This is a genomic window from Serratia sp. FS14, from assembly GCF_000695995.1.
Classification (GTDB): Bacteria; Pseudomonadota; Gammaproteobacteria; order Enterobacterales; family Enterobacteriaceae; genus Serratia; species Serratia nematodiphila.
Genome location: NZ_CP005927.1, coordinates 3,056,051 through 3,077,811, shown reverse-complemented (window position 1 = coordinate 3,077,811; position 21,761 = coordinate 3,056,051). Strand labels below are relative to the sequence as shown.

18 protein-coding genes are annotated in these 21,761 nt (G+C 57.8%); 9 read left to right on the top strand and 9 right to left on the bottom strand.

Features of this window, described 5'->3' with window-relative positions:
• Positions 1 to 6: 6 nt before the first annotated feature.
• The 8 genes from L085_RS13865 to flhD form a co-directional block, all read right to left on the bottom strand.
• Entirely contained in the window at positions 7 to 1,632 is a 1,626-nt protein-coding gene (locus L085_RS13865) for a methyl-accepting chemotaxis protein (RefSeq protein ID WP_004934871.1), read from the bottom strand.
• Between the two features lie 76 nt (positions 1,633 to 1,708).
• Positions 1,709 to 3,379 (bottom strand): methyl-accepting chemotaxis protein, encoded by a 1,671-nt coding sequence (locus L085_RS13860; protein ID WP_004934873.1) that lies wholly within the window; start codon positions 3,377 to 3,379, stop codon positions 1,709 to 1,711.
• A 194-nt stretch (positions 3,380 to 3,573) separates the two neighbouring features.
• A complete protein-coding gene (cheW, locus tag L085_RS13855) occupies positions 3,574 to 4,074 on the bottom strand; it encodes a chemotaxis protein CheW (protein WP_004934876.1) in 501 nt (166 codons plus the stop codon).
• Between the two features lie 32 nt (positions 4,075 to 4,106).
• Positions 4,107 to 6,110 carry a chemotaxis protein CheA gene (cheA, locus tag L085_RS13850; protein ID WP_044031008.1) on the bottom strand — a complete coding sequence of 668 codons (2,004 nt, stop codon included), beginning with the start codon at positions 6,108 to 6,110 and terminating at the stop codon, positions 4,107 to 4,109.
• Complete coding sequence (gene motB, locus L085_RS13845) at positions 6,107 to 7,171, bottom strand: flagellar motor protein MotB (protein WP_004934882.1); 1,065 nt, start codon at positions 7,169 to 7,171, stop codon at positions 6,107 to 6,109. The genes cheA and motB overlap by 4 nt, the downstream gene beginning before the upstream one ends.
• On the bottom strand, positions 7,168 to 8,058 hold the full coding sequence (motA, locus tag L085_RS13840) for a flagellar motor stator protein MotA (RefSeq protein WP_015378266.1): 891 nt from the start codon (positions 8,056 to 8,058) through the stop codon (positions 7,168 to 7,170). The genes motB and motA overlap by 4 nt, the downstream gene beginning before the upstream one ends.
• A gap of 145 nt (positions 8,059 to 8,203) precedes the next feature.
• Entirely contained in the window at positions 8,204 to 8,788 is a 585-nt protein-coding gene (flhC, locus tag L085_RS13835) for a flagellar transcriptional regulator FlhC (protein ID WP_016927281.1), read from the bottom strand.
• Entirely contained in the window at positions 8,788 to 9,138 is a 351-nt protein-coding gene (flhD, locus tag L085_RS13830; protein ID WP_004934891.1) for a flagellar transcriptional regulator FlhD, read from the bottom strand. Before flhD ends, flhC begins: the two co-directional genes overlap by 1 nt.
• Before the next feature lie 1,343 nt (positions 9,139 to 10,481).
• Between flhD and ydgT the strand changes: the two genes are divergently transcribed.
• The 3 genes from ydgT (at position 10,482) to L085_RS13810 (ending at position 12,430) form a co-directional block, all read left to right on the top strand.
• Positions 10,482 to 10,697 (top strand): transcription modulator YdgT, encoded by a 216-nt coding sequence (ydgT, locus tag L085_RS13820; RefSeq protein WP_004934895.1) that lies wholly within the window; start codon positions 10,482 to 10,484, stop codon positions 10,695 to 10,697.
• 197 nt (positions 10,698 to 10,894) lie between these two features.
• Positions 10,895 to 11,314, top strand: coding sequence for a universal stress protein UspC (gene uspC / locus L085_RS13815; protein ID WP_044031007.1), 420 nt, complete (start codon positions 10,895 to 10,897; stop codon positions 11,312 to 11,314).
• A gap of 84 nt (positions 11,315 to 11,398) precedes the next feature.
• The gene (locus L085_RS13810; RefSeq protein ID WP_015378268.1) at positions 11,399 to 12,430 is read left to right on the top strand and encodes an NADP-dependent oxidoreductase; all 1,032 of its coding nucleotides are present in this window, start codon (positions 11,399 to 11,401) and stop codon (positions 12,428 to 12,430) included.
• Positions 12,431 to 12,464: 34 nt separating this feature from the next.
• On the opposite strand, the gene pcp is transcribed toward L085_RS13810, so the two are convergent.
• Complete coding sequence (gene pcp / locus L085_RS13805; protein ID WP_004934904.1) at positions 12,465 to 13,112, bottom strand: pyroglutamyl-peptidase I; 648 nt, start codon at positions 13,110 to 13,112, stop codon at positions 12,465 to 12,467.
• 97 nt (positions 13,113 to 13,209) lie between these two features.
• On the opposite strand from pcp, the gene L085_RS13800 reads away from it, so the two are divergent.
• The 6 genes from L085_RS13800 to L085_RS13775 all read left to right on the top strand — a co-directional run bounded on the left by L085_RS13800 (position 13,210) and on the right by L085_RS13775 (position 21,758).
• Complete coding sequence (locus tag L085_RS13800; protein WP_044031006.1) at positions 13,210 to 14,142, top strand: LysR family transcriptional regulator; 933 nt, start codon at positions 13,210 to 13,212, stop codon at positions 14,140 to 14,142.
• A 513-nt stretch (positions 14,143 to 14,655) separates the two neighbouring features.
• Positions 14,656 to 16,968, top strand: a complete 2,313-nt coding sequence (gene tssI, locus L085_RS13795; protein WP_044031005.1) for a type VI secretion system tip protein TssI/VgrG — start codon at positions 14,656 to 14,658, stop codon at positions 16,966 to 16,968.
• Positions 16,969 to 16,978: 10 nt separating this feature from the next.
• Entirely contained in the window at positions 16,979 to 17,368 is a 390-nt protein-coding gene (locus L085_RS13790) for a DUF3592 domain-containing protein (RefSeq protein WP_004934914.1), read from the top strand.
• Between the two features lie 101 nt (positions 17,369 to 17,469).
• Complete coding sequence (locus tag L085_RS13785) at positions 17,470 to 17,970, top strand: hypothetical protein (protein WP_015378272.1); 501 nt, start codon at positions 17,470 to 17,472, stop codon at positions 17,968 to 17,970.
• A gap of 171 nt (positions 17,971 to 18,141) precedes the next feature.
• Complete coding sequence (locus L085_RS13780) at positions 18,142 to 20,694, top strand: DUF2169 domain-containing protein (RefSeq protein WP_044031004.1); 2,553 nt, start codon at positions 18,142 to 18,144, stop codon at positions 20,692 to 20,694.
• A complete protein-coding gene (locus L085_RS13775) occupies positions 20,691 to 21,758 on the top strand; it encodes a pentapeptide repeat-containing protein (protein WP_021504098.1) in 1,068 nt (355 codons plus the stop codon). The genes L085_RS13780 and L085_RS13775 overlap by 4 nt, the downstream gene beginning before the upstream one ends.
• The last annotated feature ends 3 nt before the right edge of the window (positions 21,759 to 21,761 follow it).

The window sequence follows — 21,761 nt, the reverse complement described above, 5'->3', positions numbered from 1 at the left end:
TGCTGCTTATGCGGTTTGACAATCTTGGGCTTCCTTTACCACGGGTGAAACTGCGTTGTTGCTGTTACCTGGCGCGACGAAGTTATCGTCCGCCAGACGGAATACCGCGACCGCGTCGGCCAGGGTAATAGCCTGCTCTTCCAGCGCGGTGGCGGCAGAAGCGGATTCTTCCACCAGCGCGGCGTTCTGCTGGGTAACCTGATCCATCTGGGTCACCGCCTGCGTCACCTGCTCGATGCCGCGGCTCTGTTCATCCGAAGCCGACGCGATCTCGCCCATGATGTCGGTCACGCGAGTTACCGAACGCACGATGTCCTGCATGGTGGCGCCGGAATTTTCCACCAGCACCGAGCCGTGTTTGACGCGGCTGACCGATTCGTCGATCAGCACCTTGATCTCTTTCGCCGCCTGCGCGCTGCGGCTCGCCAGGTTGCGCACTTCGCCGGCGACCACGGCGAAACCGCGCCCCTGTTCACCGGCGCGCGCCGCTTCCACCGCCGCATTGAGCGCCAGAATGTTGGTCTGGAAGGCGATGCCGTCGATTACGCTGGTGATGGCGCCGATTTTCTGCGAGCTGTTGGCGATATCGTGCATGGTGGTGACCACGTCCCCGGCCAGTTCGCCGCCCTTGGCCGCGGTGGCCGAAGCGTCGCGCGCCAGCTGAGAGGCCTGCCGCGCATTGTCGGCGTTCTGTTTCACCGTCGCGGTCAGCTGTTCCATGCTGGCGGCGGTTTCTTCCAGCGAAGCGGCCTGCTGCTCGGTACGGGAAGAGAGATCGTTATTGCCTTCGGCGATCTCCTGCAGGCCGATCAGAATCGACTCCGCACCGTCGCGCACCGCGCCGACGGTACCGATCAATGACTGCTGCGTGCGTTGCAGGCTGGCGAACAACATGCTGATTTCATTGCGGCCATACACCTGAATCGGCGTCGCCAAATCGCCGGCGGCGATGCGCTCAAAGTGGCTGCGGATTTGGTTCAGCGGCTGTACCAACATGGTGCGCAACCACCACATGGCGCTGCCAGTCACCACGATCAGCATCAAGACCGCCCCCGCCAGCATCAGGCCCGCCAGCGTGAAGGAGAATTGGTTGGCGTCTCGAGCCTCGCTGATGTCACCGTTGACCAACTGCAGGTACTGCACAAAGTCAGCCTCAAACAGGTCCTGGGTTTTCTGCGTCGGCTGATCCATAAACGCCTGCAGCTCGCCCTTTTCCAGGAAACCGATCAGTTCACGCAGTGCGCCGCGCAGCCGCTCGTAGCTGGCCTTGGTGGTGGCCGTCTGCTGGTTCTGCTGTTCACTGCTGCGTTCAACCGCCATAAACTGATTGAAATAGAGATCGGCCTTCTGAAGCGAACTGCGGGCGCTGCTCATCAATTCGTTCACCTGCTCCTGCGGCAGTTTCAGCGCCGCGCGGGTGCCGGCGCGGTTCAGCGTATTGCGCGCCTGCAACAGCGACACCCAGCTCAGGCTGAGCGAATCGCGCTGCTGGCTGCCGAGGGTGATGATGTCGAGGTTGTGGTTATCGGAGCGAAACGCGGAATACGACAGGCCGCTGCTGGCCAACTGCAGAACGCAGAAGGTCATCAACAACAGGAACAAGCTGGTAGAGATACGGATTCGGTTAAACACTGTGAACCTCCTTGCAGCCGGCCGGCGACCGGCCTACGTAGGGAAAAGGGCCTCTGCGAGAGAGGCCCGATACCGGTCAGAACGTTTCCCAGTTATCCTGCAGATCGCTGGCGTTCATTTTCTTATGATTAATTACCGGTGTTACCGGCGCCTTGCTGGTGACAGGCGCTTTAAACTCTTCCTGGCCTTCCGACCTCAGGCGGAATACCGCTACCGACTGGGTCAGCATGCTGGCCTGTTCTTCCAGCGCCGCCGCCGCCGAGGCGGATTCTTCCACCAACGAGGCGTTCTGCTGGGTCACGCGGTCCATTTCCGCTACCGCCTGGCCAACCTGATCGATACCGCGGCTCTGCTCGTCGGAAGCCGAGGCGATTTCGCCCATGATGTCGGTCACGCGGGTGACGGCGTTGACGATGTCGCCCATGGTTTCCCCGGCGCTTTCCACCAGCACGGAGCCCATATCGACGCGGCTGACCGAGTCTTCGATCAGGCCTTTGATCTCTTTCGCCGCCTGCGCGCTGCGCTGCGCCAGGTTGCGCACTTCACCGGCCACCACCGCGAAGCCGCGGCCCTGTTCGCCGGCGCGCGCCGCTTCCACTGCGGCGTTCAACGCCAGGATGTTGGTCTGGAAGGCGATACCGTCGATCACGCCGGTAATATCGGCGATCTTCTGCGAACTGCCGGCGATGTCGTGCATGGTCTGCACCACGTTGGCCACCACCTTGCCGCCTTTCTGCGCGGTTTCGGAGGCGCTCAGCGCCAGCTGTGAAGCCTGACGGGCGTTTTCGGCGTTCTGTTTCACCGTCGCGGTCAATTGCTCCATGCTCGCGGCGGTCTCTTCCAGCGAAGCGGCCTGCTGCTCGGTGCGGGAGGAGAGATCGTTGTTGCCCGCGGCGATTTCAGACGCGCCGCTGTAGATGGCGTCCGCACCCTGGCGCACGCCGCTGACGGTTTCGATCAGTTCGCTTTGCATGTGTTTCAGGCTGGCCGCCAGCACGCCCATTTCGTTGCGGCTGTTGACGACGATCTGCTGAGTCAGGTCGCCGGCGGCGATCTGTTTGATGTGGTCGATCATGCGGTTCAGCGGGCGCACCAGGATGTGATGGATACCGGTCCAGACCAGTACGATCACCGCCAGCACCACCACCAGCACCACGATCAGCGTCCAAATGGCCGAGTTGTAGGAGCTGTTGCTGCCGTCAACCGCGATTTGGTACAGCTTGCCGTTTTGCTCCAGATAAACGTTGTAGCTCTGCTCAAAGTTGTCCTGGTAACTCTGCGTAGGCTGATCGAAGAAGGCGTTGATTTTGCCTTCGCCCAGCAGTTGGATCAGCTCGGAGAGCGCGCCGTACAGCACATCGTACTGCTGCTTGAGGCGTTCCGCCGATTGAGGATCCTGGCGCGGGTCCTGAGGAATTTTCTCGTACGCGGCGTAGTGTCTTTCCGCTTCACCCAGCTCTTCCTTCGCCTTGGCCAGCAGTTCATCAATGGTGGCGCCGCTGCCGATCTTGTTGGTATCCATCATGTAGCGAATACCGGCGCGGTTCAGGGAGTTGCGCGCCTGCAGCAGGTCAACGCGGCTTTCACTCAGCTGCAGCTGCTGCTGGCGGATCGTTTGCAGGACGGTAAAGTTTTCCTTATCGCTTTTCAGCGAGGAGAAAAAGAGTCCGCCCGAAATCAACTGCAAGGCGCCAAACAGCACCAACACCAGCAACAGGCTGGTGACCACCTTCATACGATTTAACATGATTTCCCTTGTTGAAGCCCGCGCAGACAGGCTCTGATGACGTTGAATGTGAGAGTTATCGGCGCCGTGCGGCAAAACTTTATGCGGGAAAGTAACTATTTTTAGTGGGGGTTCCGAGCGCGGCTGAGGCCATCGCGACAGATCAGGGAAAGTGAAGATTAAAGGGGGCGGCGCCCCGCCCCTTGAGTCTGAAATCAGACGCTTTTCGCCACGCTGTCGACCAGCGACATCTCTTCGCTGCTCAGCAGCTTTTCGATATCCACCAGGATCAGCATGCGCTCGCCCAGCGAACCGAGGCCGGTGAGATATTCGGTCGCCAGGGTCACCGCGAACTCCGGCGCCGGACGGATCTGATCGGCGGTGAGCGACAGCACGTCGGAGACGCCGTCAACCACGATGCCCACCACGCGCTGGCCAAAGTTCAGCACGATCACCACGGTGTTTTCATCGTAGGAAACGCTCTGCTGCGAAAATTTCACCCGCAGATCGATGATAGGAACAATCACGCCGCGCAGGTTGGTGACGCCCTTGATGAACGCCGGGGTGTTGGCGATGCGGGTCACCTGATCATAGCCGCGAATTTCCTGCACCTTGAGGATGTCGATGCCGTACTCCTCGTTGCCCAGGGTAAAAATCAGAAACTCTTGCCCTACCGTTTCGCCAGCCAATTTGCTGACGGCTGCCAATCCTGCCATATCATTCACCTTTTAAATCAATAAACTCATTATTATGCGGCGGCGTCCGTCAGACGCTTTTCACGGTTCAAGGTTTGCAACGCCGAGACATCGACGATCAAGGCCACGCTGCCGTCGCCCAGAATGGTCGCGGCGGAGATGCCCGGCACTTTGCGGTAGTTGCTTTCCAGATTCTTCACCACCACCTGATGCTGGCCAATCAGCTGATCTACCAGCAACGCATAGCGGCGGCCGGCGCTTTGCAGGATAACGACGATGCCCTGCGTGGCGTCGGTTTTGGCGCCGTCCACTTCGAATACCCGATACAGCTCCACCAGCGGCAGGTATTCGCCGCGCACCTGCAGCACGCGTTCGCCGCCGGCCAGCGGATGCAGATCTTCCGCCTGCGGCTGCAGCGATTCCATCACCGCATTCAGCGGCAGGATAAAGACTTCGTCGTTCACCTTGACCGACATGCCGTCGAGGATCGCCAGCGTCAGCGGCAACAGGATACGGATGGTGGTGCCTTTACCAGCCTGCGAACGGATCTCGACGTGGCCGCCCATCTCCTGAATATTTCTTTTCACCACGTCCATGCCGACGCCGCGGCCGGAAACGTCGGTCACCTGCTCGGCGGTGGAGAAGCCCGGCGCAAAGATCAGCATGCCGACCTCTTCGTCGCTCATGCTGTCGCTGACCGCCAGCCCTTGCGAAGCCGCCTTGGCGAGAATTTTTTCGCGGTTCAGCCCGGCGCCGTCGTCGATGACTTCAATACAAATGTTGCCGCCCTGGTGTTCGGCCGACAGCACCAGATTGCCCACCGCCGACTTGCCGGCGGCGATACGGGTAGCCGGCTCTTCGATACCGTGATCGAGGCTGTTGCGCACCAGGTGCGTCAACGGATCGATAATGCGTTCGATCAGGCTCTTGTCCAGTTCGGTCGAGCTGCCCTGCAGCGTCAGCTCCACCTGTTTATTCAGCTTGCCGGCCAGATCGCGCACCAGCCGCGGGTAGCGGCTGAAGACGTACTCCATCGGCATCATGCGGATCGACATCACCGATTCCTGCAGATCGCGCGCGTTACGCTCCAGCTGGCTCATGCTGTTCAGCAGATCGCCGTGGTTCACCGGATCGAGCGTGCCGGAGCGTTGCGCCAGCATCGATTGGGTGATCACCAGCTCGCCCACCAGGTTAATCAGCTGATCCACCTTTTCCACCGCCACGCGGATGCTGGTGGATTCGCTCGCCTTGGCGCGCGCTTTTGGCGCTTCGGCCGGTTTCGCGGCAGGCGGCGCGGCGTTCGCGACCGGCGCAGGCTCCGGTAAGGCGGCCACTTCCGGTAAGCTCGCTTCTGCGATGGCCGGTTCGCTCTGGGTCGGCGTCGAGAAGCTGATTTGTTCCGGTTCCAGCACGAAGCACAACACGGCGCTGATGTCGTCTTCACTGGCGGAGGTGAGCAACGTCACGTCCAGACTGTGTTCCGTCTGATGCGGATCTTTAACCTCGCCGAGGTTGCCCAGCTCTTCCAACATCAAGGGGATTTCACTGGCTTTCAGCCCGTTCAGGCTGATGCGCATGCCGCCCTCGATCGCCGCCGGCGCGGCCGATGGCTTAACGACAGGCTGCTGAACGGCCGGTTGAGCCGCAGGCGCCTCTTGCTGCTGTTGCGCTTCCAACGCCAGCTGGCGCAGCGCCTGACAAATGTATTCAAAGCTTTCAGCGTCAGGCTGTTGCGAGGTTTTATAGGCGTCCAGTTGCTCCTGCATAATGTCTTTGGTTTCCAGAAACAGGTTGATAATCTCGGTGCTCAGGCTCATTTCCTGGCGTCTTGCACCGTCCAGCAGGTTCTCCAGCAGGTGGGTGGTTTCCTGCAGCACCGAAAAACCAAAGGTCGCCGCGCCGCCCTTGATCGAATGCGCCGCGCGGAAGATGGCGTTCAACGGCTCGATATCGGGGGCCAGCGGATCCAGCTCCAGCAGGTGTTGCTCCATGTCGGCCAGCAACTCGTCTGCCTCATCAAAGAAGGTCTGATAAAAATCGCTAATGTCCATGCTCACGGGGTCACCTCTGGCTGTGAGTCGCGGTTAGTCGGTGCGGGTGCGGACGCCGGTGGTTCCGGCGCCTGATCGGCCGGTGCTATCGCCGGGGATGCCTGCGGTGGAGCGCCTGGCGTTGTCGCCACCGGTTCCGGGGCCGTCGCCGAGGGTTCCGGCGTTTGGCTGGCCGGTGCGGTCGCCGACGGCGCCAGCTGCTTCAGGCTGTCCGGCTGGGCGATATCCATCGCGTTGCTTTCGGCATTTTCGTGCTCGATGCCCTCTTGCGTTTGCTTGTTCAGCACCAACACGGTGATGCGACGGTTAATCGCGTCATCGGCGCCATGCTGTTTCAGGCTCATGGTGGCCGCCATGCCCACCACCCGCAGCACCTTGCCTTCCGCCAGGCCGCCGGCGATCAGCTCGCGCCGGGAGGCGTTGGCGCGATCGGCCGACAGTTCCCAGTTGCTGTAGCCGCGCTCGCCGGTGGCGTAAGGGATGTCATCGGTGTGGCCGGACAGGCTGATTTTGTTCGGCAGGTCGTTAAGGATCGGCGCTATCGCCCGCAGAATATCGCGCATGTAGCTCTCGACCTGCGCGCTGCCGGTTTTGAACATCGGCCGGTTTTGGCTATCGATAATCTGGATGCGCAGCCCTTCGTCCATCATGTTGATCAGCAGATGCGGACGCAGCGCCTTCAGGCGCGGATCGGACTCAATCAACTCATCCAGCTTTTCGCGCAGCTTGTTCAGGCGCAGCTCTTCGGCGCGCGAGTCCGGCGAATCGACCTGTTTTTTCACCAGGCCATGCTGCTGCGTGGGATCGTCGCCGCCGCCAGGAATGGGGCTGCTCTCGGAACTGCTCTTGTCGCCGCTGGTCAGGGCAACCTTGAGCGGCGTACGGAAATATTCGGCGATTTGCGTCAGCTCCTGCGGGCTGGCGATCGCCAGCAGCCACATCACCAGGAAGAACGCCATCATCGCCGTCATAAAGTCGGCATAAGCGATCTTCCAGGAGCCGCCGTGATGGGCGGCATGATGCGACTTGCGCTTTCTGACCAGAACGACCGGATGATTCTGTTTCATGCTTCTTCTTCTTCCGTCGCCTGCTGCGCCGGCGCTTTCACGCGGCGCACGTGTTCTTCCAGCTCAACGAAAGAAGGACGTTCGGTGGTATACAGCGTTTTGCGGCCAAACTCGACTGCGATCTGCGGCGCGTAACCGTTCAGACTCGACAACAGCGTGACCTTGATGCACTGCATCATCTTGACGTTTTCGGCGCTCTTCTGGCGCAGCAACGTCGCCAGCGGCGAGATGAAGCCGTAGGCCAACAAAATGCCGAGGAAAGTACCGACCATGGCGTTAGCGATCAGCGCGCCCAGCTCAGCGGCCGGACGGTCAGCCGAAGCCAGGGCGTGCACCACCCCCATCACCGCCGCGACGATGCCGAACGCCGGCAAGGAGTCGCCCACCATCGCCAGACTGCCGGCGGGCACTTCGCTTTCCTGCTCGTAGGTTTCGATCTCTTCGTCCATCAGCGCTTCGATCTCGAACGCATTCATATTGCCGCTCACCATCAGCCGTAAATAGTCGGTAATGAACTCCACCAGAGTGTTATCGGCAAGGATGCGCGGATAATTAGAGAAAATTTCACTTTCTTGCGGATTATCGATATCGAACTCGAGCGACAGCATGCCCTGCTGGCGCGATTTGGCCAGCAGACGGAACAGCAACGCCATCAAATCCATATACAGATCTTTGTTGTATTTGGAACGGCGCATCAGCCGCGGCAGCGCGCGCAGCGTGGCTTTGATCGCTTTGCCGTTGTTGCCGACGATAAAGGCGCCGACGCCCGCCCCGCCGATAATCAGAAATTCCGCCGGCTGATACAACGCCCCGAGATGACCGCCCACGATCAGGTAGCCGCCAAACACCGCACCCAATACCACGAGATAACCCAAAATAACTAGCACACGCATTCCTTAAATTAACAATGTGGATGGAAGGTGGGGCAAACGCGCCCTGGCGCGACAGACCAGGCTGCATGTCTGGGGGCGGCATGCCGCCCCTGCGTATCACACGTCGGTATTCATTGCCGAGAGCCGGCAACGTGGCGGCTCAAATGGCGCGTTTGACCTGCTCGTCCAGCAGTTGAGGAATAATATCGGCCAGTTGCGGCGAAAGTTTACGTCTTTTTACGGCGCGGGATGGGGGTTGGCATAAACTGCAGATGAAACCATTCAGCGGCTGGTGCGCGTGGGTGATAAATGCGCCGCCGCAGCAGCTGCAGGCGGAAAGCTGCAACATGCCGCTATCGACGAAGCGCACCAGCGTCCAGGCACGGGTCAGCGCCAGCAACGGCGCCTCGCCGGCCTGCTGCGGACACTGCTCGAGATAGAGGCGATAGGCTTTGATCACCGCCTCCACGCCGCTGCACTGCCCGCTTTTCATCAAAAACAGGTAAGCGTTGTAAAACATCGACGAGTGAATATTTTGTTCCCAGGTCATAAACCAGTCGGTTGAGAACGGTAACATTCCTTTTGGCGGCGGGCTGCCGCGTAACTCCTTGTAAAGTTTAATCAAGCGCCCGCGGCTAAGCTGGGTTTCACTCTCCAGCATCTGCAATCGGGCTCCCAGCGAAATCAGCTCCATGGCGAGCTGAATGTCCTTGGCTTCTTGAACGATACTTTTCTCAACCATCATCAGGCTCTTTTCTTCGTCGGGCTAGCGTCTTTACTCGATAGCTCTTGCAGTAAATGGCTTGATAGCAAAATGCCGGTATGGATTTGTTGCAGATCGTCGACGCGCGACTCTTTGGTCAGGCGTTCGATGGTCTGGCTTTCGTTAAAGCGGAAGTGGCAAACCAGCTGGTTGGTCTCGGCCAGTTTAACCATTTGCGGCAAAGTCAGCTGCGCCAGCGCATCGGCCATGGTTTCATCAATACCCAGGCGAAACATTGCGGACGCTTTTTCATCGTTGATCAAACGCTGTGCTAAAAGTAAATATGACAGATTGATGTCATAAATATGCTTAAGTAATTCAGACGTACCCATATTCCCCATCCCGACAGACTATGTTTAAAAACATACGCTGGGTGATAAATTTTATCGCCCGTGACTTGGGTTGTTTCCCAAAGTTGGCAAATTAATCTCTCAAAAACGACTGCTATAATTTTCGACAATCGCTAAATTCGACCACTGTTCAGTATTTGCTACGAGCGTAAACCAACGTGTATGGATGTACAGCATTCTGCTTCGATAGTGTTTAGTCACCATGAAACTATTTTTACAAATTTAATAAGATTATTCCTAAAGCAGCGCAACTCTACCCCCGAACCATTAGCACACACAATGTAAGTGAGAGGCAATTTTAAATACAATGCGACATAGATCACAAAAATAAAAATAATTAAGCCAAATACCCCCAAATGCGCTCACTTATTGACCGCCATTTTGCTCATAAAATAGCCACAGGTAAAAAAACGTCTTAAAAACAATGTTTATCCGCCAAAAAATTATCTTTTTTAGATCAATTCGAACAAAAGCATCACCAAACCAAAATAACAGAACAAAAATCTGCATATAGGCAACAAACTCAGTATAAATAACCATTTGAGTTACTRAAAAATATCCAAGCTGAAAAATAACCAATGTAAACTATGAGGTTATTAGCTATCGAATTTGACTTAAGCCTTCAGCCTGAGGCTGTTCTAATTTTCAACATCAGGTGATTATGGCTTATCAATGATTCGCAGGCGTAGTGAACAAGCCAACAGACGTAACGATATGTTTCCGTATTAGCACGATGCAAGAGTGCTTTTTTTGAGTTAAATTCCCCCAAAACGTTATATCGGCAGCAATTCATAAAACTTTAATGCTTTTTATTTCTTTTTCTGACGCCGAGATAATTCCCCCTCCCTCCAGAGATTATTTACATGGCTTTGGCTTTCATTGCTTCATTGTCATAAAATAAAACGCAGTTTTGTTTTACTGTTCATATTTCTTCATCGAACAAAACGGCTTTTCAACGCAAGCAGCGGCGACAAACATCGCCCAATGCCGCGGCGGCGCCACGGCCGGGTGAAAAAATCACCCAAAAGAGGCCCGGCACGGCACCTTGTGCTTGCCCACAGCACGAACGACGACGCGTCGACCGTCAACCGCCCTGAGACTTTCCCTATTTCTCCATTAATCAGCAGGCTGAGATTGCTGACGGCGCACTGGCATATTATGCTTTACCAAAGCGCCGCTACGGGCGGCGCGACATCATTACCCAGTGCAATTTATCTAATTGAAATGATTTTTGTCAGGTCGTACATCGCTGCCTCGACGGCGTCGCCGTGAGTCGCTATGTGTTATTCACCCGGCTTTAACTATTAACAGGCTATATTTTAATCATGACCGATACGCTCGAATATCTGCTGACATTTCGTAAATGCTCCTCTTTGGACAGCCTGGAGAAGGTGTACGACAAACTGAACTACTCCATTGAAAACGATACGGAAATGAGCAATATGTACCGTGCCGCCGACCACCGTCGCGCCGAGCTGGTTGCCGGTAAATTGTTCGATCTGGGCAAGGTGCCGAAAACGCTGTGGGCACAGGTGCTTTAATTCAGTGAAATTACGTGCGGCAACGGTTTTATCTTTTATTGCTATATAACCGGGGCACATTCAGCTTTTATTGCCGCGCGTGATATGAAACACATTTATTCCCCCCGCCAGGTTCTACCCTTTATCCGACGCAGTACTTCCACCAAGGCCGCCGCTGCAGCAGCCTGAAACACGATGGATACAACAAGGAGTCGGATATGGGGTATCAAAACGTTCTGGTCACCGTCGCCGTTGCCCCTGACAGCCACCGCCTGGTGGAAAAGGCCGTCTCCATCGTTCGCCCCTACGGCGGCAGCATCACCCTGTTAAGCACCCTCGCCAATCCGGAAATGTACAATAATTTCGCCGGGCCGATGCTGGGCGATTTGCGCTCGCTGATGGAAGAGGAAACCCGGCTGTTTATGGAGGAACTGCGCCAACGCGCCGGCTACCCTATCGCCGATACGCTGATCGTGCATGGCGAGCTGGGTGACAGCCTGGCATTCGCCAGCCGCCGTCAGCCGTTTGACCTGCTGATCTGCGGCAATCACCGAGACAGCATGATGAACAAAGTCTCCTGTTCCGCCGCCCGCTTTATCAATATCAGTCATATCGACGTGTTGATTGTTCCGCTCTGAGCTAAGCACATTCGGTCACGTCGCCTCAGCGCTCCTGCACTAGGCTTAACGGACCTTGTTTGCCGCACCACAAAGGAGCTTTCGATGTCCCCTTCTCAACAGAACCGCCGCTTCCTGCTGGCCTCGCGTCCGAACGGCGAACCGACAGCGGCGAACTTCCGTCTCGATACCGTCCCCGCACCGCAACCCGGCGCCGGCCAACTGCTGCTGCGCACCGTATATCTGTCGTTGGATCCTTATATGCGCGGACGCATGAGCGATGCCCCCTCCTATGCGCCGCCGGTGGAGATCGGTCAGGTGATGGTGGGCGGTACGGTATCGCGCGTGGCGGCCTCACAGCATCCCGATTTCAACGTCGGCGATTGGGTATTGGGCTATGACGGCTGGCAGGAATATGCGCTGTCCGACGGCAGCGGCCTGCGCAACCTCGGCCCGCATTTGCCGCACCCTTCCCGCCTGCTGGGCGTGCTCGGCATGCCGGGATTTACCGCATACATGGGGCTGCTCGATATTGGCCAACCGCAGGCGGGTGAAACGCTGGTGGTGGCCGCCGCCAGCGGTGCGGTTGGTTCGGTGGTCGGCCAAATCGGCAAACTGAAAGGCTGCCGCGTCGTCGGCGTCGCCGGCGGTGCGGAAAAATGCCGCTATGTGGTGGAAGAGTTGGGTTTCGACGCCTGTATCGATCACCGCGCCCCAGACTTTGCCGAACGGTTGGCCGCCGCCTGCCCACAGGGTATCGACATCTATTACGAGAATGTCGGCGGGGCGGTGTTCGACGCCGTACTGCCGCTGTTGAACACCAAAGCGCGTATTCCGGTCTGCGGCATCATTGCCCATTACAATGCCACCGGGTTACCTGCGGGGCCGGACCGCTTGCCGCTGCTGGAGGGGCTGATCCTGCGCAAACGCATCCGTATGCAGGGCTTTATCATCTTCGACGACTACGGCTCACGCTTTGACGAGTTCTTGCAACAAATGAGCAGTTGGGTCGAACAGGGGAAAATCAAGTTCCGCGAAGACATCGTCGACGGGCTGGAGCAGGCGCCGCAGGCGTTTATCGGCCTGCTGCAAGGCAAAAACTTCGGCAAACTGGTGATCCGCGTCGCCGACGAATAACCCGTAGCAGGGCGTGGTACGCCGCGCTCTGCTTTTAATGTACGGCGCCGTCGCCGAATCGCACATCTTCCTCTACCGTCAGCGTCACCTGAACGACAGTGCGCACCGCTTCCACCATCGTCGCCAGTGCCATGCTCGGCTTGCCCGGGTGCGCTGCCGCCAGTTCATGGCTGTACGGAATATGCACGAACCCGCCTCTGGCCCGCGAATGCTGCGTCTCCAGATAGTGACGCAGACCATAAAAAATGTGGTTGCAGTTGTAGGTGCCCGCCGTATAAGAGACCGCCGCGGGGATCCCCTGCCGGCGCAGTTGCTGCACCGCGGCCTTGACGGGCAGCGTACTGAAATAGCCCACCGGCCCGCCGGCAACCACCGGCACGTCAATCGGTTGTTTACCGGCATTGTCGGGAATGCGGGCATCGATCAGATTGATGGCTACCCGTTCCAGGGATATCTCGGCCCGGCCGCCGGCCAGCCCCAGACAAATCACCGCCAGCGGCTGCAATGCCTCAATCGCCGCGATCAACCGCTGATTGGCTACGCCCAATACGCAAGGTAGCTCGAGCACCACAATCTCCGCGCCGGCAATATGCTCACCGGCCAACGCCTGCGCAATCTGCCAGGAAGGATTCACCGCATCACCCTCGAATGGCTCAATGCCGGTGATCAAAACTTTGTTCATCATTTCCCCTGATTGAAGGCTAAATTCGTGTACTTCCAGCCTAAAGAACGCAGTATGATTCTGGAAATGGATTATCTGTATATAGAGTATTCATAAAATGAATTTATCCAGCGTCGATCTCAACTTGCTGGTGGTGTTTGAGGCGTTGTATCAGACGCGCAACGTCACCGCCGCAGGCCGGCGTCTTAACCGCGCGCAACCTTCCGTCAGCAATGCATTGGCGCGGCTGCGCATTCTTCTGAACGATCCGCTGTTTGTTCGCAGCGGCGGCGGCATGGCCCCAACGCCGCGCGCCCACCAGTTGATGCCGCAAATACAGCGGGTGCTTGAACAGATCCATCTGGCGTTGGCGCCCCCTGCCCGTTTCGACCCGGCCACCACCGGGCAGCGGCGTTTTACGCTGGCGGCCGGCGACTATGCCGATATCTTGCTGCTGCCCGCCATCATCAGTCGATTGCGTCAGGCCGCACCCGGCATCGATATTCGCGTTTCGCGCCTGGATCGCCACAATATTTACCGGCAACTGGATCGCGGCGAGGTGGATATCGCGCTGGGAGGGCACCTTTCCGGTGCGGAAAGCCACTATGTGCGCACGTTGTTTGAAGAACATCTGGTGTGTATCGCCAGCCGTTCACACCCACAGCTGGCGGATGGCCGCTGGGATCTGGCGCGCTACCTCAGCCTGCCGCATGGGCTGTACGCACCGGCAGACGACGGCTCTGCCAGAGGGTTGGTCGACCGGCGTCTGGCGGAAATTGGCGGTCAACGGCGCGTTGCCGTGACCTTTTCGCACATCGTCGCCCTGCCGGCGGTGGTCGCCGACAGCGATCTGATCGCCACCCTGGCCGCCAGCGTGGCCCGGCGTTTTTCCGATCCGCAACGCGTACGCATTCTCCCGCTGCCTAAGGAGTTGGCCATCGCGCCTTTCCCCATTGAGCTGATCGCCGGCCGACAGGCGCAACGCGACCCGGCCTTAATCTGGCTCTGTGACCTGATAAGCCGACTTTCCCTCGATCCCCTTCCGCGCTAACCGCATCAATTGCTGCTTTATCAACCATTCAGACTCACCGTCGGAGGCCCGCACCGCGGGCTTTTCACGCCGGCCAAATAGGAATCATCCGAATTAACATTCGGTAAATTTATATATTTGATCATCTTTAACTAACGAATGGTAAGGATAAAAAATACTCAGTGACTTTTTTCACGGAAAAAAAGAGTTGTTTTATAAACACGTTGACTTAAGTGTTACAGATTTATTATTTGGTATTACCATTTACCCAATAATTTGAGATAAAAAAAGATCTGCGCGTATCTATATGTTTTAGATAATAAAAAACCAGATCGTGAGCGAGTTAACGAATTGAGCATTGATCCACAAGGCTATTTTGCAAATGCAGAGCTCTATTGTAGACTGCACAAATCGTGCCTTTGTGTAAACTTTGTTAAATCTTTCGTCAGCCCCTGTCTCAATTCGTGACAGATACGCCATCGGGATCGCGCGTCAAATCTCGTGCGGTAGCTATGCCTAAACCGGGGATATAGTATGGATCGCCTTATCATTGCGCACACGCCTTTGCCCGCCAATCAGCTGTTGTTCAGAAGCCTTTCCGGTGAGGAAAGACTGGCCGGGCTGTTCGAATTCGACGTCGAGCTGCTCAGCCCTGACAATCGCCTCGATCTGAAAGCGCTGCTGGGACAAAAAATCACGCTGGAACTGCGGGGCAATCCGTTGGCGCCGCGTTATCTCAACGGCAATATCACGCGCATGACCCTCTCCGGACGAGAAGCCGGCGGCAACCGTTACTATATCTACCGCGCCGTGCTGCGCCCCACGCTGTGGTATCTGACGCAAAACCGCGATTTTCGCATCTACCAGGAACAGACCGTTCCCGACATCCTGACTCAGGTGCTGGGGCAGTATCAGGTGAAGATCGATAACCGTCTGAGTTACGACTACCGCATCTGGGGGTACTGCGTGCAGTACCAGGAGAGCGATTTCGATTTCATCAGCCGCCTGATGGAACACGAAGGCATCTATTACTATTTCACGCACCAGCAAGACGGCCATACGCTGGTGCTGGCTGACGCGCCGGCGGCCCATCAGGAACTCGCCGGCTATGCCAGCATCCCCTATCAGCTCGCGGAAGGCGGCCTGGTGGAAAACAAGGACAGCATCAACAGCTGGAGCGTCTCGGACGCCATCACGCCCAGCCTGTATAGCCTGGATGACTACGATTTTCGCAAACCGCGCGCACGGTTGCTGGAGGCCCGGCAGAATCCTGCCTCCTTCGCACAGGACAAAGCCGAGGTGTTCGACTGGCCCGGGCGTTATACCGATCACGCCCACGGCCAGTTTTACGTCAAGGTGCGCCAACAGGAGTTCGAAGCGCAGCATGAGCAGATGAGCGGCGAAGGCAATTCGCAGGGCATTGCGCCCGGCTATCGTTTTCAACTGACCCAGGCGCCGCGTATGGAAGACAACCGCACCTACCTGGTGGTCAGCGCACATTACTTCATGCAGGAGAACAGCTACGCCAGCAACGATAACGACGTCGGCGAACAGCGAACCGAATTTCAGGTCGTTCCGGCGGATATCAATTGGCGCCCGGCGCGCACCACGCCCTGGCCGAAAACCCATGGCCCGCAAACTGCCGAAGTGGTGGGCCCGGAAGGCGAAAGCATCTGGACCGATAAATATGGCCGGGTGAAACTCAAATTCCGTTGGGATCGCCACGGCAGCGGCAACGAAACCAGCTCCTGCTGGGTGCGCGTCTCCAGCGCCTGGGCCGGCTGGAAATACGGCGGGATCCAGATCCCGCGCGTCGGTGAGGAAGTGGTGGTCGACTTTATCAACGGCGATCCGGATCGCCCCATCATCACCGGCCGCGTTTACAACGAAGACAGCATGCCTCCGTGGGATCTGCCCGGCGACGCCACCAAAATGGGCTTTATGAGCCGCAGCAAAGGCGGCGGCGTCGACAACGCCAGCTTCCTGTTCCTGGAAGACTCGCCCGGCAACGAATCTTTCGACATGCACGCCGAACGCAACATGAACATGACGGTGGAAAACGACAAGAACGTCAATATTGACGGCAGTCGCACCACCACCATCGGTCGCCAGCAGGACGACACCGTCACCGGCGACGCCACGTTCCTGTACAAAGCGAAACGCACCACAACGGTCAATGGGCTGGAAACCGCCAACCTGAACGCTCACCAGACGGTGAACATCAAAGGCGGCCGCGACCTGACGATTATCGACGGCGGCGATAAAATCGACATCACCGGCAATCAGTCCTTCAAGCTCGACGGCGCGCAGACGCAAAACATTACGCAAACCCAGCATGTCACGGTGAAAGGCAACCAGACCCTCGACATTACCGAGGGGCAACAGACCAGCACCATCAAGCAAGGGCAGACGGTCAACATCACCTCCGGCGGGCAGGAATTGACGATTGAAGGCGGCGGCCAAACCGCCACCGTAACCGGGGATGTCACCGAGACCTACAAAAACGATCAGAGCACCACGATCACCGGCACGCTGACCATCAAGGCGAAAACGATCAATATCACCAGCGCGGACGGCGTATCGGTGCAGACACCGAGCTGGAAAGATAACTGCCACGGCTTGAAATGGGTGGCGACCGGGGCCAACTTCGCCTTTTACGGTTCAAATCTTGCGTTGACAGGAGCCAGCCTGAAACACACGATGCTGGATATCTCGCACAACCCGCTGTCGATCAGCAAAACCAATTTCAAGCTCAGTAATGATCCCATGACGTTCACGCAGCTTGGCGCGCTGGTGACCAACGGTGCCTTACGATTGAGCACCAAGGCGCTGGCGATCTTCTTGTAAAGGGACTCCCATGTCGAAGGCCAAAAATGTTTTCACCGTTATCGGTTTGATTTTATTGGCTCCCATTCTCAGCCTGGTGGGCTTTTTCAAATTCATCACGGTCGATATCTGGGGTTATTTCAAACATATCGGTTCTTCCCTCAGCGTGATGGAGAACGGTATTTCTGCCTCAGGGCAAATCGTCAGCATTCGCCAGACCAACCTGTGGGACGGGAATCGGCCGGTCTGCGAAGTCGAAGTCAAGTACATCGCCCAAGACGGGAAAAACCATACGGCCGTGGCGAAAGGCCCGATCAGCGTCGTGGATCTGCCGCGTTATCAGCCGGGTCATTTCATCGCGATAAAGTACGATCCGAAGAATCCCAAAAAAGCGGTGATCGAAGAGCTTTCCCGGCTTTGAGCGAAAAGCATCCCTTCAATCACGCGATCCGATTTCAACGTTCCGTAAACGGCTTACCGTTCATCAGTTCGCGAAATCACCTTGCATAAGGAAGTGTCACGATGGGCACGTTCATTGCCTTTTCGACGCAGGACAGCCTCTGGGGACAAGTCCTGTTTACCTTCTTTGGCATCCTGGTTGGCTGCGTATTGCTCGCTGCGATCGGCAAAACCTTTTTGTCGGCCAACCGAGCGGCCACGTTGCCTGTGCGGCTGCTGATCTTTGTCGCGCTGATGCTGGCGCTCCTGAAATACAACCAGCAGGTGATGTCTGCGGTAAATGCCCCCGCAGAACTGATCGGATTGCTGATTTTTCCCGGCTTTTTGATGAGTTACCTGGGTGCGGCGCCCACCGGCAGACTGGCGCTGGCGATAGAGCTGCCCTGTTTTGCGGCGCTCGCCGCGCTGCTGATCCTGGGCACCAATGACATCGGCTTCTTTGCGCCCTATCACCTGGAGAGCGCCGGCCAATTGATCGCCAAGGCGATCGCCGCGGCGTTGTCCGTGGCCGCCGTGCTGCTGGCTCGTGGAATAAGCGGAAAGGACAACGCACTGTCCTCTTGATCATCCATTTCGAAGCGGGGCGCTCCCCGCATTGGCGATCGGCTCTGAACGCCGCATCGTTTTCTTCATCTGTTGTGACATAGCCTGATATCTATTAAACCGAAAAACGGATTGTTTTTGAGCAAGCAGCCTGGCTGCCGGCTGATATCCACAGGAAGCTTTACACACACAATGAAAGTCGTAAAACCTCTGCGCCTCAGCGCGCTTCATCGTCCCTTCTCTTGGCAAGGGCAAAACCATCTGGGCGTTTCCGTTTTGGCCTTGGCCGACATGGGGGCCGCCCCGCGCCTGCGTCCCGAACCGGAGTTGTGGCAGTTGGCCGCCGACGAACTCACGTTGAGCGGCGGCGTGCTCGATTTGGCTATCCCAAAAGCCTGCGCGGAGTTTCTCGCCACCGGCAATGCCTACACCCATCATCAACAAGACAAAACCGCTTGCGCCGTGAAGATCCAGCTTGATTCGCTGGAAAAAACGCTGGTGGTTTTCGGCGATCGCCATTGGATCAACGATCGTCCCTCTACTCCCCTCCCTTTTGCAGAAATGCGTCTGGACTGGCGCCGGGCTTACGGCGGCGCACAGTTCGCCGATAATCCGCACGGCATCGGCGCCACCCCAGAAACATTTCCGCAAGGCCGCATCCATCGTCTACCCAATGTTGAACCCCTGCAGGGGCGCCTTGCGTCTTCTCGGCAAAGCGCGCAACCGGCAAGCTTTGACGCGTTGGATATCACCTGGCCGCGCCGCTTCTCCCGCATCGGCAAAAACTACGACGCCGACTGGTTGAAAAACAGCTTTCCCGGCTTCGCCAACGATATCGACTGGCGCCTGTTCAACATGGCGGAAAGCGATCAGCAGTTTCCTCAACGCGACAGCTTGCCGCCCCGGGCCGCCTATCGGATTTGGAACATGCACCCTTCAGAACCGGTGCAGCAAGGGCATTTGCCGCCGTGGCGCGCGCGCTGCTTCATCAACCGGCTGCGCGGCGGCGAAACGCATTTCGAAGAGATCGCGATGCGCCACACCACCGTCTGGTTCTTCCCCCATCGGGAACAGATGCTGCTGATTTATCAGGGCAGCGCACGCATCAATGAAGACGATGCCGCCGACGTGATGCAGCTGATGCCGGCCCTGGAAACCGAAGGCGAGCCCCGCACCACCGCGCATTATCGGCAGGTATTGGCCCAGCGGCTGGATAAAGAACGGGGTGCTCTGCACGCTTTTCGTGAGCAAGAGTTGTTGCCGGAGGCGTGCATCGGCGCCTGGCTGGATACGGAAACGCCGACGCAGCAAAGCCCGATGGCGGAAAATATCGCCGCCTACGAGCACCAGCAACGCGAAGAGCATCGCCAGCGTCTGCTGCGCGAGGGACAAGACATTGATGAACTTTTCCCGCGCCCGTCGCAAGAGGCGCCGCCGAAGCTGGACCAGCTCGCCGAATTCGTCGAGCGTCTGGAAAGCCAGGCCGAGGCGCAGTATCAGGACATGCTCAAGCTGACGCAAGCCGAGGGTATCGATCCGCTCAATCCCGGTGGGGACCATGTGCCGCCATCCGGTGCGGAAAGCTACCAGCAGCAACGCGATCTGCTGTTCCAGGAGGCACGCCGGCATCCTGACGCATTTAGCGATAAACAGCGTGGGGAAAGCGAACGCGCGCTGCACCAAATGTATTTAATGTCGGCACAGGCGCAAAGCCCTGCACTGCGCCTGCGTGGCGATCTGGCGCAAATCATTCGCCAACGCGTCGCCGCCGCCATGCTGCGCGATAAGGATCTCAGCGGCCTGGATCTCACCGGCGCCGATCTGTCCGGCATGGATCTCTGCCAGGCTAACTTGCGCGGCGCTTTGCTGGAAAACGCCGATCTGCGCCAAACCCAATTGGTGGGTTGCGATCTTCGCGAGGCGATGTTGGCGCGCGCCGATCTCAGCGGCGCCGTCTTACAGCAGGCCGATTTGAGCCACGCCTCCTTAGCCCTGGCGAAATGTGAAGCGACGGATTTCGGCGGCGCGCAGTTGCACGAAACCAACATCCAGCAAACGTTGTTTCAACGCTGCGATTTCACTATGGCGTCGTTACGCGACTTGCTGGGGTACGAAACCCTGCTCGGGCAGTGTGACTTCAACCGCGCCACGCTGGCCAACATTACGCTGATGGAGCTGCAACTGGAGCAGCTGACATTCAGCCACGCCCGGCTCGACAAAGTCAGCTTCGTCAAATGCCGGCTGCTGGCGGTGAACTTCGATCGGGCGCGGCTAGAGAGCTGCGCCTGGGTTGATACCGAGACGCAAAGCCTCAGCTTCCGCGCCGCACGCCTCACCGCCTGCGCCTTCGCGGCAAAGACGCTGTTGCCGCAGGCGGATTTCAGCGACGCGACGCTGAACCAGTGCAATTTGCGCCAGATGCCGTTGCAGCGGGCTAATTTCAGCCGTGCGCGCCTCGACAACTGCGACCTGTCGGAAGCCCGGCTGAACGAGGCCGATTTCCGTCAGGCCAACGGCAGCGGCAGCCTGTTCATTCGCTGCGATCTGTCCAAGGCCAACCTGCGCGACGCCAATTTCATCGCGGCGATCCTGCAAAAATGCGTGCTGTCAGGCGCCGACCTGCAGGGCACCAATCTGTTCCGGGCCGATTTGTCGCAGTCGCAAGTGGATCAGGCGACCCGGCTCGACGGTGCCTATACCGCCAGGGTGAAAACCTTGCCTCGCCACAACGGGAAGGAAGTATGACGTCAAAACCTGAGCAGATACGCCAGCGCGTGAAACGCGGCGAGCTGATTGCCGGTGAGGATTTGCACGGCCTGTCATTCGCCGGTATGGATTTGGCCGGCGGCATGTTCAACGAACTGAACCTGAACGGCGTGAACTTCTCCGATTGCGATCTGCGCGACAGCGTCTTCAGCGATTGCCGGCTCGAACACGCTCAATTTGCGCGGGCGAACCTGAAGCAAACGGCCTTCAATCAGTGCGCCATGGCGGGCGGCCGCTTCAGCGAGAGCCATATCGAACTGACGATGTTCAACGGTTGCCGGCTTGAACAGAGCGACTTTAGCCGGCTGTCGCTCAACCAAAGCCACTGGATGTCATGCCAATTGGCCGGCGCGAATTTTTCCGCCACTCAGCACGATCGCACCACCTTTTACGAAAGCCCGCTCGACGGCGCAGATTTAAGCCATACGAGGCTGTCACTTGTCACGTTCTTTCGATTAAATCTCTGTGAAACAAGGTTTGAAGGGGTTGATTTCGACCGCGTCACGTTTTTCGAATGTGATCACCGCGGCAAAAGTTACGCCGGGCAGCGCCTCATCGCCTGCCAGTTTACCGATAACCAACTGGACGACGTCGATTTCAGCCAGGCGACATTGCGTCAAAGCAACTTCAAGGGCGCTTCGCTGCTGCGCGCCAACCTGACGGGCGTGCAAGCGCAGCAGTCACTGTGGCTGGAGGCCAATCTGACCCACGCGCAGTGCCGCAGCGGGCAGTTCGATCAGGCGATCTTCAGCGAAGCGACGCTGGACGCCGCCAACTTTAGCCAGGCGCGCCTGTATCAATGCGTGTTCCAGCGCAGCCGCGCGGCGCGCTGTGATTTCAGCGACAGCGACCTGACCTACGCCGACTTCTGTTACGCCGACATCGGCGCCGCCGATTTCCGGCGCGCGCGTTTTATGCGCACCCGCATGCACCGCGCCCACCAGCAGCAAACGCGCTGGGGCGATCGCAGCGGGATCCTCGAGCGCGACGAAGAACTGTACGCCGCGGAAACCTGGAGCGCACAGCGCCAGAGCCGAATCTGAATG